The 14521-nt window shown below is 70.2% G+C and carries 11 protein-coding genes and 1 pseudogene; 10 read left to right on the forward strand and 2 right to left on the reverse strand.

Translation table 11 applies throughout. The annotated features are described in order from the left end of the window. Positions 1 to 312 precede the first annotated feature (312 nt). The 5 genes from GTY67_RS29680 (at position 313) to GTY67_RS29700 (ending at position 6724) form a co-directional block, all read left to right on the forward strand. Complete coding sequence (locus GTY67_RS29680; protein WP_161281063.1) at positions 313 to 1155, forward strand: nitrilase-related carbon-nitrogen hydrolase; 843 nt, start codon at positions 313 to 315, stop codon at positions 1153 to 1155. Next, positions 1152 to 2435 (forward strand): aspartate aminotransferase family protein, encoded by a 1284-nt coding sequence (locus GTY67_RS29685; RefSeq protein WP_093693989.1) that lies wholly within the window; start codon positions 1152 to 1154, stop codon positions 2433 to 2435. The genes GTY67_RS29680 and GTY67_RS29685 overlap by 4 nt, the downstream gene beginning before the upstream one ends. Before the next feature lie 192 nt (positions 2436 to 2627). Further along, positions 2628 to 4028, forward strand: a complete 1401-nt coding sequence (hydA, locus tag GTY67_RS29690; protein ID WP_093693988.1) for a dihydropyrimidinase — start codon at positions 2628 to 2630, stop codon at positions 4026 to 4028. 57 nt (positions 4029 to 4085) lie between these two features. After that, the gene (locus GTY67_RS29695; RefSeq protein ID WP_093693987.1) at positions 4086 to 5087 is read left to right on the forward strand and encodes a TIGR03842 family LLM class F420-dependent oxidoreductase; all 1002 of its coding nucleotides are present in this window, start codon (positions 4086 to 4088) and stop codon (positions 5085 to 5087) included. Positions 5088 to 5179: 92 nt separating this feature from the next. After that, the gene (locus GTY67_RS29700) at positions 5180 to 6724 is read left to right on the forward strand and encodes an NCS1 family nucleobase:cation symporter-1 (protein WP_093693986.1); all 1545 of its coding nucleotides are present in this window, start codon (positions 5180 to 5182) and stop codon (positions 6722 to 6724) included. 84 nt (positions 6725 to 6808) lie between these two features. Here GTY67_RS29700 and GTY67_RS29705 read toward each other — a convergent pair. Next, positions 6809 to 7839: pseudogene (locus tag GTY67_RS29705) on the reverse strand (ThuA domain-containing protein); the annotation flags it as partial. Between the two features lie 262 nt (positions 7840 to 8101). Here GTY67_RS29705 and GTY67_RS35590 point away from each other — a divergent pair. After that, positions 8102 to 8266: a hypothetical protein gene (locus GTY67_RS35590; RefSeq protein ID WP_343238785.1), complete on the forward strand. Its 165-nt coding sequence runs from the start codon at positions 8102 to 8104 to the stop codon at positions 8264 to 8266. Between the two features lie 6 nt (positions 8267 to 8272). Next, the gene (locus GTY67_RS29710; RefSeq protein WP_343238786.1) at positions 8273 to 10336 is read left to right on the forward strand and encodes an RICIN domain-containing protein; all 2064 of its coding nucleotides are present in this window, start codon (positions 8273 to 8275) and stop codon (positions 10334 to 10336) included. 154 nt (positions 10337 to 10490) lie between these two features. Here GTY67_RS29710 and GTY67_RS29715 read toward each other — a convergent pair whose 3' ends face one another. After that, the gene (locus GTY67_RS29715) at positions 10491 to 11252 is read right to left on the reverse strand and encodes a hypothetical protein (RefSeq protein WP_161281064.1); all 762 of its coding nucleotides are present in this window, start codon (positions 11250 to 11252) and stop codon (positions 10491 to 10493) included. A gap of 228 nt (positions 11253 to 11480) precedes the next feature. On the opposite strand from GTY67_RS29715, the gene GTY67_RS29720 reads away from it, so the two are divergent. The 3 genes from GTY67_RS29720 (at position 11481) to GTY67_RS29730 (ending at position 14502) form a co-directional block, all read left to right on the forward strand. Then, complete coding sequence (locus GTY67_RS29720) at positions 11481 to 11873, forward strand: hypothetical protein (RefSeq protein ID WP_161281065.1); 393 nt, start codon at positions 11481 to 11483, stop codon at positions 11871 to 11873. A gap of 178 nt (positions 11874 to 12051) precedes the next feature. Beyond that, complete coding sequence (locus GTY67_RS29725; RefSeq protein WP_161281066.1) at positions 12052 to 13515, forward strand: amidase; 1464 nt, start codon at positions 12052 to 12054, stop codon at positions 13513 to 13515. Positions 13516 to 13854: 339 nt separating this feature from the next. Beyond that, on the forward strand, positions 13855 to 14502 hold the full coding sequence (locus GTY67_RS29730; RefSeq protein ID WP_161281067.1) for a sporulation delaying protein family toxin: 648 nt from the start codon (positions 13855 to 13857) through the stop codon (positions 14500 to 14502). Positions 14503 to 14521 lie beyond the last annotated feature (19 nt).

A 14521-nucleotide genomic window follows, 5' to 3' on the forward strand; every position in this document is an offset into this window, starting at 1 on the left:
AGGATCCTTTCGCGCGACGGATGTGCGGTGATGCGGTCCGGGACGATTCCCGTCGGTGCTCGGAGGCTATGAGCTGGAGCGCACTTCAGGGCAAACCTTTTCCGGTTCCGGGCGACGTGCCGCGCCTGAGCGGAGTGATGCGTACCGTGAACGGTGTGGACCGCTCGGGTACGAAACATGATCGACTCAGCCGGTTCACGGCGATGGTCTTGCCCCGCCGGACACAGGGGCTTACGTTCTCCATCCATGCACCGATCTACGTGCGTAGAAAACGCGTAGAGGCTCTCTGACGCCGCGTCGAAGGAGCAGCTCATGTCCCACGTCGTACGCGCCGCACTCGTCCAGGCGACCTGGACCGGCGACACCGAATCCATGATCGCCAAGCATGAGGACCATGCGCGCGAGGCCGCCCGGCAGGGGGCGAAGATCATCGGGTTCCAGGAGGTGTTCAACGCCCCCTACTTCTGCCAGGTCCAGGACCCCGAGCACTACCGCTGGGCGGAGCCGGTCCCCGACGGCCCGACCGTACGCCGGATGCAGGACCTCGCCCGCGAGACCGGCATGGTGATCGTCGTCCCGGTCTTCGAGCTCGAACAGTCCGGCTTCTACTACAACACCGCCGCCGTGATCGACGCCGACGGCTCCTACCTCGGCAAGTACCGCAAGCACCACATCCCGCAGGTCAAGGGGTTCTGGGAGAAGTTCTACTTCAAGCCCGGCAACGCCGGCTGGCCCGTCTTCGACACCGCCGTCGGCAAGGTCGGCGTCTACATCTGCTACGACCGGCACTTCCCCGAAGGGTGGCGCCAACTCGGACTCAACGGAGCCCAGTTGGTCTACAACCCGTCCGCCACCTCACGCGGCCTCTCCGGCTACCTCTGGCAGCTGGAACAGCCCGCGTCGGCCGTCGCCAACGAATACTTCGTCGCCGCGATCAACCGGGTCGGCCAGGAGGAGTACGGCGACAACGACTTCTACGGCACCAGCTACTTCGTCGACCCGCGCGGCCAGTTCGTCGGTGACGTCGCCAGCGACAAGGAGGAGGAACTCCTCGTCCGCGACCTGGACTTCGGCCTGATCGACGAGGTCCGCCAGCAGTGGGCGTTCTACCGGGACCGCAGGCCCGACGCCTACGACGGGCTGGTGGAGCCGTGAGCGGACTGTACGAGCGCCACCTGGCCGTCAGCCCCGAGTGGCTGGCCCTCTACTACCGCCACCCCATCGAACTCACCCACGGTGAGGGGCGGTACGTCTGGGACGCCGACGGCAACCGCTACCTGGACTTCTTCGGCGGCATCCTCACCACCATGACCGCCCACGCCCTGCCCGAGGTCACCAAGGCGGTCTCCGAGCAGGCCGGGCGGATCATCCACTCCTCCACGCTCTACCTCAACCGCCCCATGGTGGAGCTGGCCGAGCGGATCGCCACCCTCTCCGGCATCCCCGACGCCCGGGTCTTCTTCACCACCTCGGGCACCGAGGCGAACGACACAGCGCTGCTGCTCGCCACCGCCTACCGCGGCTCCAACCAGATCCTCGCGCTGCGCAACAGCTACCACGGCCGCTCCTTCTCGGCGGTCTCCATCACCGGCAACCACGCCTGGTCGCCCACGAGTCTGTCCCCGCTCCAGACGCTGTACGTCCACGGGGGCGTCCGCACCCGGGGCCCGTACGCGGAGCTGAGCGACGAGCGGTTCATCCGGGCGTGCGTCGCCGATCTGGAGGACCTCCTCGGCCACACCCGGGAGGCCGCGGCACTCATCGCGGAACCCATCCAGGGCGTCGGCGGCTTCACCTCGCCGCCCGACGGGCTGTTCGCCGCGTTCCGCGAAGTCCTGGACCGCCACGGCATCCTGTGGATCTCCGACGAGGTGCAGACCGGCTGGGGCCGTACCGGCGAACACTTCTGGGGCTGGCAGGCGCACGCCGAGCACGGCCCGCCGGACATCCTCACCTTCGCCAAGGGCATCGGCAACGGCATGTCCATCGGCGGAGTCGTCGCCCGCGCGGAGGTGATGAACTGCCTGGACGCCAACTCCATCTCCACGTTCGGCGGTTCACCCGTCACCATGGCGGCCGGCCTCGCCAACCTCTCGTACCACCTGGAGCACGACCTCCAGGGCAACGCGCGGCGCGTCGGCGGCCTTCTCATCGAGAGGCTGCGGGGGATCGCGGCCGGTTCCGACGCCGTACGCGAAGTGCGCGGCCGGGGCCTGATGATCGGCATCGAACTGGTGAAGCCCGGCACGGACGAGGCGAACCCGGAGGCGGCCGCGGCCGTCCTGGAAGCGGCGCGCGCGGGCGGCCTGCTCATCGGCAAGGGCGGCGGCCACAACACCAGCGTGCTGCGGATCGCCCCGCCCCTGACCCTGACCGTCGCCGAGGCAGAGGAGGGCGCGTCGGTGCTCGCCGACGCCCTGCACGCCGCCGACTGAACGACGTACGAGCGCCGACCGGGAACGCCGTGCGAGCGCCGACCGGAACAGCGTACGAGCGCCGACCGGACGACGTACGGGTGCTGACCCGGCACAGCACGGGCGCTCACTCAGCACCGTCCGAGCACCGACCGAACACCGTGCGGGGGCCCACGTGCAGGGCCCCCGTACCGCCCCAGCGAGGAGGTACCCATGAGCCGCACCGTCATCCACGGTGGTCTGGTCATCACCGCGTCCGACGAGATCCACGCCGACGTCCTCGTCGAGGGCGGCCGCATCGCCGCGCTCGCCGCCCACGGCACCGACGCGGCGGAGTCCTGGAGCGCCGACCGCAGGATCGACGCCACCGGCAAGTACGTCATCCCGGGCGGCGTCGACGCGCACACCCATATGGAGATGCCGTTCGGCGGGACGTACGCCGCCGACACCTTCGAGACCGGCACCCGGGCCGCCGCCTGGGGCGGCACCACCACCATCGTGGACTTCGCGATCCAGAGCGTGGGGAAGTCCCTGCGCGAAGGGCTGGACGCCTGGTACGCCAAGGCCGACGGCAACTGCGCCATCGACTACGCCTTCCACATGATCCTCGCCGATGTGAACCCCTCCTCGCTCAAGGAGATGGACCGTCTCGTCGCCGAGGGCGTGACCTCCTTCAAGCTGTTCATGGCGTACCCGGGCGTCTTCTACTCCGACGACGGCCAGATCCTGCGGGCCATGCAACAGGCCTCCGGCAACGGCGGGTTGATCATGATGCACGCCGAGAACGGCATCGCCATCGACGTGTTGGTCGAACAGGCCCTCGCCGCCGGCCGCACCGACCCGCGCTACCACGGAGACGTCCGCAAGGTCGCCCTGGAGGCGGAGGCCACCCACCGCGCGATTCAGCTCGCCCGGGTGGCGGGATCGCCCCTCTACGTCGTCCACGTCTCCGCCGACGAGGCCGTCGCCGAGATCGCCGCCGCCCGCCACAAGGGGCTCCCGGTCTTCGGCGAGACCTGTCCGCAGTACCTGTTCCTCTCCACCGACAACCTCGCCGAACCGGACTTCGAGGGCGCCAAGTACGTCTGCTCCACCCCGCTGCGCCCCAAGGAGCACCAGGAGGTGCTGTGGCGGGGGCTGCGGAACAACGAGCTCCAGGTGGTCTCCACCGACCACTGCCCCTTCTGCTTCTCCGGCCAGAAGGAGATGGGCCGCGGCGACTTCTCCAAGATCCCCAACGGGATGCCGGGCGTCGAACACCGCATGGACCTGCTGCACCAGGCCGTCGTGGACGGGCACATCACCCGCCGCCGCTGGATCGAGATCGCCTGCGCCTCCCCGGCCCGCATGTTCGGCCTCTACCCGAAGAAGGGCACCATCGCCCCGGGCGCCGACGCGGACATCGTCATCTACGACCCGCACGCCGAGCAGACCCTGTCCGCCGAGACACACCACATGAACGTCGACTACTCGGCGTACGAGGGAAAGCGGATCACCGGCCAGGTCGAGACGGTCCTCTCGCGCGGCGAACTCGTCGTCGACGGGAAGAAGTTCACCGGCCGCGCCGGACACGGCATGTACACCCCGCGCGCCACCTCCCAATACCTGGACTGACAAACCGTCAGGCAGGTGGACCAGCGAACTGCCAGCACGTGGACTAGGAGATCCCGCATGGACTTCGGACTCGTCCTCCAGACCGACCCGCCCGCCTCCGCCGTCGTCGGCCTGATGCGCCGCGCCGAACGGAACGGCTTCCGCTACGGCTGGACCTTCGACTCGGCGGTGCTCTGGCAGGAGCCGTTCGTCATCTACAGCCGCATCCTGGAGCACACCGACCGGATGATCGTCGGCCCGATGGTCACCAACCCGGGCACCCGCACCTGGGAGGTCACCGCCTCCACCTTCGCCACCCTCAACGACATGTACGGCAACCGCACGGTGTGCGGGATCGGGCGCGGCGACTCCGCGATGCGCGTCGCGGGGCGGCGGCCCAACACCCTGGCCCGGCTGGGGGAGGCCATCGACGTCATCCGGGACCTCGCGGAGGGGCGGGAGGCGACGGTCGACGGGCAGCCGGTGCAGATCCCGTGGGTGAAGGACGGGCGGCTGCCGGTGTGGATGGCGGCGTACGGGCCCAAGGCCCTGGCCCTGGCCGGACAGAAGGCGGACGGGTTCATCCTCCAGCTCGCCGACCCGTTCCTCACCGAGTGGATGATCAAGGCGGTACGGGACGCGGCGTCCGACGCCGGCCGGGACCCGGACTCCCTCACCATCTGCGTCGCCGCCCCCGCTTACGTCGGCGACGACCTCGACCACGCCCGCGAGCAGTGCCGCTGGTTCGGCGGGATGGTCGGCAACCACGTCGCCGACCTGGTCGCCCGCTACGGCGAGCACTCCGGCCTGGTGCCCGAGGCGCTCACCGCGTACATCGCGGGCCGCTCCGGCTACGACTACAGCCACCACGGCCGCACCGGCAACCCGGACACCGCCTTCGTCCCCGACGAGATCGTCGACCGGTTCTGCCTGCTGGGGCCTGCCGAGGCCCATATCGAGAAGCTCCAGGCGCTGCGGGACATGGGCGTCGACCAGTTCGCCGTCTACAACATGCACGACGCCCGCGAGGCGACCATCGACGCGTACGGATCCACGATCATCCCGGCGCTGACAGGCTGACGCTCTGCGCGCCCCACGGTTCTGCCCCCGCCCGTAGCACCCGCCCGCACCGCCCCGCACGGCACCGCTCCCGAGCGAAGGGCTCATCCGCCATGACCGCCACCGTCCCACCCACCCCACCACCCTCCCCGCAGGACGCGATACCGGCAGCGGCCGCCGCGTCCGACCGCGTCGAACTGGCCCACGGATACGTCCCCGACGACGCCCGCTTCGCCAACGACGACCTGTTGCCCGTCCCCGTGGAGCGGCGCACCTGGACGACGTACAACTTCGCGGCCCTGTGGATCGGGATGGCCCACAACATCCCGTCCTGGCTGCTCGCCTCCGGGCTGGTGGCGCTCGGCATGGACTGGAAACAGGCCGTGTTCACCATCGCGCTCGCCAATGTGATCGTGCTCGCCCCGATGCTGCTCACCGGACACGCCGGACCCAAGTACGGCATCCCCTTCCCGGTCCTGGCCCGCGCCTCCTTCGGGCTGCGCGGCGCCAACCTGCCCGCCCTGATCCGGGCCGCCGTCGCCTGTGCGTGGTTCGGCATCCAGACCTGGATCGGCGGCGTCGGGATCTTCACCCTGCTCGGCAAGGTCTTCGGCGGCTGGGCGAACGCCGGGGAGATCGGCGGGCAGCCGTGGACGCTCTGGCTCTGCTTCACGCTCTTCTGGGCGCTCGAACTGGCCATCATCTACCGGGGGATGGACGCCCTGCGCCGGTTCGAGAACTGGGCGGCGCCCTTCGTCCTGGTCGGGGCCGTCGCGCTGCTGGTGTGGGTCGCGGTCAAGGCGGGCGGCTTCGGCCCGCTGCTGGACCAGCCGTCCGCGCTCGGCTGGGGCGCCGACTTCTGGCCGGTCTTCTTCCCGTCCCTGATGGGCATGATCGCCTTCTGGGCGACGCTCTCCCTCAACATCCCCGACTTCACCCGCTTCGGCGCGGGCCAGCGCGCCCAGATCTGGGGCCAGTCGCTGGGTCTGCCGACCACGATGACGTTCTTCGCCCTGCTGTCGGTCTTCGTCACCTCCGGCTCGCAGGCGGTGTACGGGGTCGCCATCTGGGACCCGGTCCAGCTCGTCGCCCGTACCGACAACGTCTTCGGGCTCCTCTTCGGCCTGGTCACCGTGTTGATCGCGACGATCTCCGTGAACATCGCGGCGAACGTGGTCTCACCGGCGTACGACCTGGCGAACCTCGCGCCGAAGTTCATCAGCTTCAAGGGCGGGGCGCTGATCACGGGCGTGGTCGGGGTCGTCATCATGCCGTGGAAGCTGACGGAGACGCCTGAGCTGTACATCTTCACCTGGCTGGGGCTGGTCGGCGGGCTGCTCGGTACGGTGGCCGGCATCCTGATCGCCGACTACTGGATCGTCCGCCGCACGGTCCTCGACCTGGCCGACCTCTACCGGCCCGGCGGCCGCTACTGGTACCGGGGCGGCTGGAACTGGCGGGCGGTGGCGGCCTTCGCGGTGGGCGGCGTCCTGGCGGTGGGCGGCTCCCACTCGGCGCCGGGCAAGGGTCCCTTCCCGGCCGACGGACTGATCCCGCTCCTCAAGCCGCTCGCCGACTACGGCTGGGCGGTCGGCCTCGCCTCCTCGCTGCTGCTGTATGTGGCGCTGACCGGGCGGGAGCGTCGGGCAGAGAAGTGATGAAGTGTCAGGCACGGCCGGGGAAACGCCTTTTCGGCGTACCACCGGCCGGGCCTGCGGCGCGCCCTCCTAGCCGGCGAGCGCGAAGGGCTGAGCCGTGGAGCCGCCGCACGCGTACTGCTGGACCACCGTCCCATTGGTCGTGGCGGCCGCCCCGGTGTCGGCGCAGCGGCCGTTGGCGGCGCTCGTCAGGCTGTACCAGGCGGTCGGTGAGATCGGGTCGTCGGGTCCGGGGGTGCCGGTCGATCCGGTGCCGAGCCAGGTGAGGCCGTCGATCAGGAAGGTGTTCTGGGTGGCGGAGGCGAAGGTGGACGACAGCGGGGTGTTCGTGGCGTAGTCCATCGCGTTGTGGCCGAAGTTGGCGTACAGCATGCGGTAGTTCTTGTTCGTCCACACGATGGGGTAATCACCGCTGTACCAGCTCTGATCGGGGTCGGTGCCCAGCGGGAAGCTCACCGGGTCCACCGAGGCCAGGACGTCGATGTCGGGGTTGGTCCGCAGGTTCCGGCTCCAGCTGTACCACTCGCTCACCGACGAGGTGAACGTGCCCGGAAGACGGCCCGTCGACGGGTGGGTGCGGTGGTCGGTGCGCAGGGTCGCGGTGGTGGGGCCCCAGGTGTTGGTGGCGAAGTTCCCGCTGCCCAGGAACTGGTTGTAGTACCAGGGCCAGTTCTGGGCGCTGGTCGTGAACGCGGCCACATGGAAGCCCATCCAGGCCCCGCCGCCCCTCATGTACGCCTCGAAGCCGCCGCGTTGGGCGGACGACTGCGGGGCGTCGTCCAGGAAGAGGACCACCTGGTACTGCTTCAGGGCCGCGCTGTCGGCCAGCAGGTTCCAGTTGCTGGTGGAGGTGTACGTGAAGCCGTGCTCGGCGCCCGCCCTCGGGAACCACTCGTCGGCTTCCTTCACGAAGCTGATGTGGGCCGCGTCCCAGGTCCCGTTGTAGAACGCGATGACCTTGAACGCCGGTGCCTCTGCGGGAGCTTGAGGAGGAGCCGCTCCGGCCGGTGAGGCGAGGAGCGTGAGGAGCAGGGCCGGCAGCGCGAGCAGGGACAGGCCGGCGCGCGGGCGGCCGTGGGGGCCTGAGGCATGGGTGTGATCCTTTGTCCGTCCATGTGGTGGACGTTCTTCCATGTGATTAAGAAGTGAACGGAACAAGGTGTCAAGGCTTTGGTCCGGGCCTGTTCCCATGCAGGCGCGGGGCGGTGTCCGTGCGGGCGGTGGCTAGCCCTAAAGGCCAGAGGTGCAAGGGAGTTGGCGCCGGGCTCCGCTGGTCGGCCCGGATTCACCCTCCGTACGCGCAGTCTTGACGTGTTCACGGAACGGGCCTAACTTCACGGCCTGAAGAAAGCCCCGCCCCCCACCCCGGAGACACATATGAGAATGCCCGGCCTCCTCGCGCCCCGAGGCCCGCGCCGCGACGGACACAGACCCCGGCGCCTCGCCGTTCCGCTGCTGGCCCTCGGCGGACTGGTGGGCTCCCTACTCACCGCCGTCGCGACGGCCCCCGCCGCCCAGGCCGCCGAACTCCCCACCGGATGAGCCACCGTGACGGCCGCTCATAGCGGCAAGTGCGTGGGCTCGGCGGCCGCCGGGACCGCCGACGGCACGGCGGTCCAGCAGTACACCTGCAACGGCAGCAACGCCCAGCAGTGGCAGTTCCGGTCCGTCGGCGGAGGCTATGTACGGGTCGACAACCGCAACGACGCGGCGAAGAGCTGGGACGTGACGAACGTGTCCACCGCCGACGCCGCGCCCGTACAACTCTGGTCGTACTCCGGCGGACTGAACCAGCAGTGGCTGCCCGTCGAGGAGCCCGGCGGGGCCTTCCACTTCGTGAACCGCAACAGCGGCAAGTGCCTCGACATCCCGGCCGCCTCCACCGCCGACAGCGCCCGCGTCCAGCAGTACACCTGCAACGGATCGGCCGCGCAGTCCTTCCGGGTCGGAGCCACCGGCGTACCGAACCCGCCCGGCACCCCCGACTTCGGCCCCAATGTCTCCGTCTTCGACCCCGCCACACCGAGGGCGACCATCCAGAACAAGCTCAACCAGGTCTTCGCCCAGCAGGAGACCAACCAGTTCGGCTCCCAGCGGCAGGCCCTTCTCTTCAAGCCAGGCCGCTACGACGTCGACGCCAACGTCGGCTTCTACACCCAGGTCGCCGGGCTCGGCCTCTCACCCGACGACGTCACGATCAACGGCGGCGTCCACGTCGAGGCCGACTGGTTCCAAGGGAACGCCACCCACAACTTCTGGCGCTCCGCCGAGAACCTGTCGGTCAACCCGCCCTCCGGCACCGACCGCTGGGCCGTGTCGCAGGCCGCCCCGTACCGCCGTATGCACGTTCGCGGCAACCTCCAACTCGACGACGGCGGCTGGTCCAGCGGCGGCTTCATGGCCGACTCCAAGATCGACGGCCAGGTCCGCTCCGGCACCCAGCAGCAGTGGCTCTACCGCAACAGCCAGTGGAACAGCTGGACCGGCTCCAACTGGAACATGGTCTTCGTCGGCGACGTCAACGCCCCCGCCAACAGCTTCCCCAACCCGCCCTACACCACGGTCGCCCAGACACCGGTGAGCCGTGAGAAGTCTTTCCTGTACGTGGACGGGGCCGGCGCCTACCAGGTCTTCGTACCGGCCCTGCGGACCAACACCCAGGGCACCAGCTGGGGTTCGGGCACGCCCGCCGGACAGTCGCTCCCCATCAGCCAGTTCTTCATCGTGAAACCGTGCGCCACCGCCTCCCAGATCAACGCGGCGCTCGCGGAGGGCAAGAACCTCCTCTTCACCCCCGGCGTCTACCGCCTCGACCAGACCATCAACGTCACCCGCGCCAACACCGTCGTCCTCGGCCTGGGGATCGCCACCGTCATCCCCGAGAACGGCATCACCGCGTTCGACGTCGCCGATGTCGACGGCGTCAAGATCGCCGGAATCCTGATCGACGCAGGGACCGTCAACTCACCGACCCTGATGCGGATCGGGCAGCCGGGAGCGAGCGCCCGGCACACCGCCAACCCCACCTCGCTGCACGACGTCTTCTTCCGCATCGGCGGCGCGGCCGTCGGCAAGGCCACCCAGAGCCTTGTCGTCAACAGCTCCGACGTCATCGGCGACCACCTGTGGCTCTGGCGCGGCGACCACGGCACCGGCATCGGCTGGAACACCAACACCGCCGCCACCGGCCTCGTCGTCAACGGCACCGACGTGACGATGTACGGGCTGTTCGTCGAGCACTACCAGCAGCACCAGGTCATCTGGAACGGCAACGGCGGCCGCACGTACTTCTTCCAGAACGAGATGCCCTACGACCCGCCCAACCAGGCGGCCTGGATGAACGGTTCGACCCGCGGCTACGACGCGTACAAGGTCTCCCCGTCCGTCACCCGCCACGAGGCGTGGGGCCTGGGCAGCTACTGCTTCTTCAACGCCAACCCGTCCGTGGTCGCCGAGCGTGCCTTCGAGGCGCCGAACACGGCGGGCGTGCGCTTCCGCAACATGGTGACCGTCTCGCTCGGCGGTACGGGAACCATCAACCGCGTCATCAACAACTCGGGAGGACCGTCCAACTCCAGTACCAACGTGGCCAATCTGGTGGCCTACCCCTAGGGCCTGTCGTCAAACTGCCGTCTGCCGTGCGACGCCTGGCACGCACGCTCGCGGCGATCGCACGCACGAGACATCGCGCGGCCGCCCTTCGGGCGACGACGGCATTTGACGACAGGCCCTGGGCTCCAAGCTCCCCACCTCTGCTGGGCCGCGCTCAGGTCGGTTTGACGCTGCGGCCCAGCAGAGCCGTCACATCCACCGTCTCGTCCGCCGACGGAGTCCGCGCGGGCACCGGACGGTCGAAGCCGGAGAAGCTCACGGACCCCTCCTCGTCCGCCCCGCGCACGGTGATCCGCACCGGGTACGGTTCACCCTCGGTGGCGACGTACACCGTCACCCGCTCCTCGCCCTGGGTGCGGGTCACCGGAATGACGGGCGCGCCGTTCACCTCGGTCTCCCGGCCCTTCGTCAGCGTGCCGCGCTCCGTGGCGTCGGGGTTGTCCTTGATCAACTCGCGGAAGGTGTCGAGGTCGCAGGTCTCGGTGACCGTCAGCAGGCGGGGGTCGTCGGCCTTCGCCTTCATGTAGCGGCCGTCGAGGATCGCGTCGAAGGTGGAGCCGCCGATCGGGACGTGGGTCTCCCAGAACGCCTTGTCCGGCTTGAGCCAGACGTCGTCGGCGCGCTTCACGATCTCCACGGAGCCGTCCTCGCCCATGTCGACGCCGCCCGCGCAGTTGCCCTCCCGGTCCAGCGTCAGATCGACGCTCATCCGGTCGCCGCTCCCGTCGAGACTGCCCCGTGCGCTCAGGTGCAGGGAGGAGACCCCGAGCAGCGCGTCGCGGGAGCGGTCCGCGATCTGCTCGGCGGTGAGCGAGGCGATGTCGTCGTCAGCCTGCGCGACCGCGCCACCCGTGACGGTGAGAGCGACGGCCGCCGCACCCGCTGCCGCCCGTGCGGCCCAACGGTGTCCGCTCACGTCGCCTCCTCGGAAAGGCCCCGGTCAGGGGCGCGCGAACCAGTGTGACCGGCACTTTCGAGCGTACGCCGGGAGTGGGGGCGCCGCCCGGCGCGCGTACGGAGAGTGAAGTGCGGCGGTGTTTTCGGCCACGGAGCGTGGGCAGAGGTGCGGCGATCCCGCTCGGGATCACGTACGGGACGCACCACGAAGGTCACGTACGCGCAGGTACTTCCACGAAGGAGAACCATGAAGCTGTTCACGGGGACGAGGAGCAAGGGCGCCACGGCTGCGGGCAAGCGGCCCCGGGCGGTCCTCCGGGCGCTCGCCGTCATCTCGACGGCCGTCGCGCTGGCGATCCCGGTCACCACGGCGACCGCGACACCGGCCGCCGCGCCGGCCGCGATTCCGCCCGGCCTCTCCTGCCACACCGGCAAGCACGCCATCGACGAGTACACGGGCTTCGCGCTCTGTCGCAACAACGGGAGCCGGACGCAGACCTTCTGGGTCCACCTGGTCTGCGGCTGGGCACCGGACGTCGACGGCAACCGTGTCACGGTGCGGCCCGGGGAGTCGGACCAGTCCACCGCGCACTGCGGGAAGATCGGCACGGGCATCGGCGAGGTCCACGTCCGCCCGTGACGCCGGGGCCTTGAGGCCCGTGGCGCCGAGGCAGCCGCAACGCCCCGGCGGCCGGAACGGCCGGAGTGGCCGCACCGGTTGAGCGCGCCGCCTCCTCTCGTTACCCTCCAGTAAGTACGTGTGGGAAGCGGCCGGGACGACCGGCCGACCCCGCGGCCACGAGGGAGGCGGCACGCCCATGTCCTCAGCGGAGCCCACCGAGCAGACCGGACCGGCCCTGCGGTCGCACCCCGAGCGCACCCCGCCCCCGGCGCCGATCCCCGGACTGGCGGAGAGCGCGCGCCTGCTCGCCGACTCCGCCACCACCTCCACCGCACTCGTCGCCGACGCCCTCGCCCGGATCGAGGCGAGCCGGCCCACCCTCAACGCCTTCCGCCATCTGCGGGCCGAGGCCGCCCTCGCGGAGGCCGCCGAGGCGGACCGCAGGCTGGCGGCGGGGGAACGGCTGCCGCTGCTCGGCGTGCCGGTCGCGGTCAAGGACGACACCGATGTGGCGGGGCTGCCCACCCACTTCGGCTGCGACGGCGAGCGGCCCCCGGCCACCACCGACAGCGAGGCGGTCCGCAGGCTGCGCGCCGCAGGGGCCGTCATCGTCGGCAAGACCAACTCCTGCGAGCTGGGCCAGTGGCCGTTCACCGAGGGCCCCGCCTTCGGCGCCACCCGCAACCCCTGGAACACCGCCCACACCCCCGGCGGCTCCTCCGGCGGATCGGCCGCCGCCGTCGCCGCGGGCCTGGTCCCCGCCGCCCTCGGCTCGGACGGCGCCGGGTCCGTCCGCATCCCCGCCGCCTGGACCCATCTCGTCGGCATCAAGCCCCAGCGCGGCCGGGTCTCCGTCTACCCGCACCACGACGCGTTCCAGGGCCTCACCGTCAACGGCCCCCTCGCCCGTACGGTGGCCGACGCGGCGCTCCTGCTGGACGCGGCCGCCGGTGCGCACCCCGACGACTTCCACCGCCCGCCCGCCGTCCGTGCCTCCGACGCCGCCCGCCGGGACCCGGGCCGCCTCCGCATCGCCCTCGCCTGGCGGCCCCCGCTCACCCTCACCGGCGCCGGACCCGACCCCGAGGTGCGCCGGGCCGTCACCGCGCTCGCCGAGACCCTGGCCCGGCTCGGCCACCACGTCGAGGAGGCCCGCCCCCGCTACGGGCTGATCGGCCTCACCTTCGTGCCCCGCGCCACCGCAGGCATCGCCGAATTCGCCGCCCGCCACCCGGAACCGGCCCTCCTGGACCCCCGCACCCGCAGCGCCCTGCGGACCGGGACGCGGCTCGGCGGCCGGGTGGTGCGGGCGGCCCGCGCCCGCGAGGTACGCCAGCACCGCCGCATCGGCGCCCTCTTCGATACGTACGACGTGCTCCTCACCCCGACGACCGCCGCGCCCCCACCCCGTATCGGCGCCTACGAGCACCTCAACGCCTGGCGCACCGACCTCTCGATGACGGCCGCCTGCCCCTACGCCTGGCCGTGGAACGTCCTCGGCTGGCCCGGCGTCAACGTCCCGGCCGGCTTCACCCGCTCCGGCCTCCCCGTCGGCGCCCAACTGCTGGGCCCCTCCCGGAGCGAGGAGCGCCTGATCGCCCTGGCCGCCCAGCTGGAGGACGACCTGCGCTGGTACGAGCACCGGCCGCCAACCCCGTAACCCAAGACGCCGAAAGAAACAGGTCCGCCGGGCACCACGACGACGCCCGTGGCGTGGCGGAGAGACGCCCGCCCACTCAGGGGTGGAGTGCCGGCTCTGTGTCCGCCACTGGCCATTTCTTGCCTGCCTGATTGACGAAAAACACCTATGGGTGACGGTAAAGCCCCAGGCAGCGCTCTTTCCTTGAGTTCCTGGTCCGCTTGCGGTCCGACAGCCGAATTTGGCTGGAAATCCCTCACGCCTGCGACCTGGAACTGGCCTTGTACTGATGTGCATCAGCCATAAAGATTGCGCCGTCTCGCACAAGGTCAACATGCTTTCCTTCGAAAGGAACGATCTGTGAAGCGCTATGGGCGAATAGTGAGCGTGATCGCGGCTACGGCTGTGGTCGGCACTGCGGCGTTCACGACCATCGGCAACGCCAACGCGGCTCCCACGAGGGTGGACACGGCGGCTGTGACGGCCGGTTCGGCGACCGCGCAGCAGACGAAGCTCTCGGCCGCCGAGGACGGCCACCAGCTCTTCGCCGGGCTCTTCTTCGGCCAGGGGCCGGTCGCCGCGAAGCTCGCGGCCGAAGGCAGTCTCAACGGCATCGAGCCGGGGGCGAACGACAACCCCAAGGCCGTCCGTGCCGTGGCCGAGCTGATCACCAAGATCGAGCGGAAGTCCCCCGGCATCTTCGCGGACTTCTCGGACAAGGCGCGCAGCGGCGATCCCAGACTCGTGGACCAGGCCATGACCGAGGTCTCCCGGACACTGGTCGACATCTCCAGCTCGACCAAGCCGGACCCCGGCAACACGGGCGCCTGCGCGGTTCTGGTCGTGACCGTGGCGGTGGCGGCTGTGGTCGTCGCCGTGGCCACCGGAGGCTTCTTCATCAACGCCGCCGCTGTCATCAATGTCGTGGTCGACAGCGAGGCACCGATGGAGAACCTGTCGAGGGACGAACTCGTGGCCGGGCTGACCAAGGTACTGCGGACCGTCTGACCGGACGACCACGCCCACG

Source organism: Streptomyces sp. SID8374, from assembly GCF_009865135.1.
In the GTDB taxonomy this organism is placed as follows: domain Bacteria; phylum Actinomycetota; class Actinomycetes; order Streptomycetales; family Streptomycetaceae; genus Streptomyces.

Excerpts from the sequence above, each read along its gene's own strand:
- GTY67_RS29720 (WP_161281065.1), top strand. The coding sequence starts at position 11,481 with ATGAAGCTGTTCACGGGGACGAGGAGCAAGGGCGCCACGGCTGCGGGC.
- GTY67_RS29695 (WP_093693987.1), top strand. The coding sequence starts at position 4,086 with ATGGACTTCGGACTCGTCCTCCAGACCGACCCGCCCGCCTCCGCCGTC.
- hydA (WP_093693988.1), top strand. The coding sequence starts at position 2,628 with ATGAGCCGCACCGTCATCCACGGTGGTCTGGTCATCACCGCGTCCGAC.
- GTY67_RS29725 (WP_161281066.1), top strand. The coding sequence starts at position 12,052 with ATGTCCTCAGCGGAGCCCACCGAGCAGACCGGACCGGCCCTGCGGTCG.
- GTY67_RS35590 (WP_343238785.1), top strand. The coding sequence starts at position 8,102 with ATGAGAATGCCCGGCCTCCTCGCGCCCCGAGGCCCGCGCCGCGACGGA.
- GTY67_RS29680 (WP_161281063.1), top strand. The coding sequence starts at position 313 with ATGTCCCACGTCGTACGCGCCGCACTCGTCCAGGCGACCTGGACCGGC.
- GTY67_RS29700 (WP_093693986.1), top strand. The coding sequence starts at position 5,180 with ATGACCGCCACCGTCCCACCCACCCCACCACCCTCCCCGCAGGACGCG.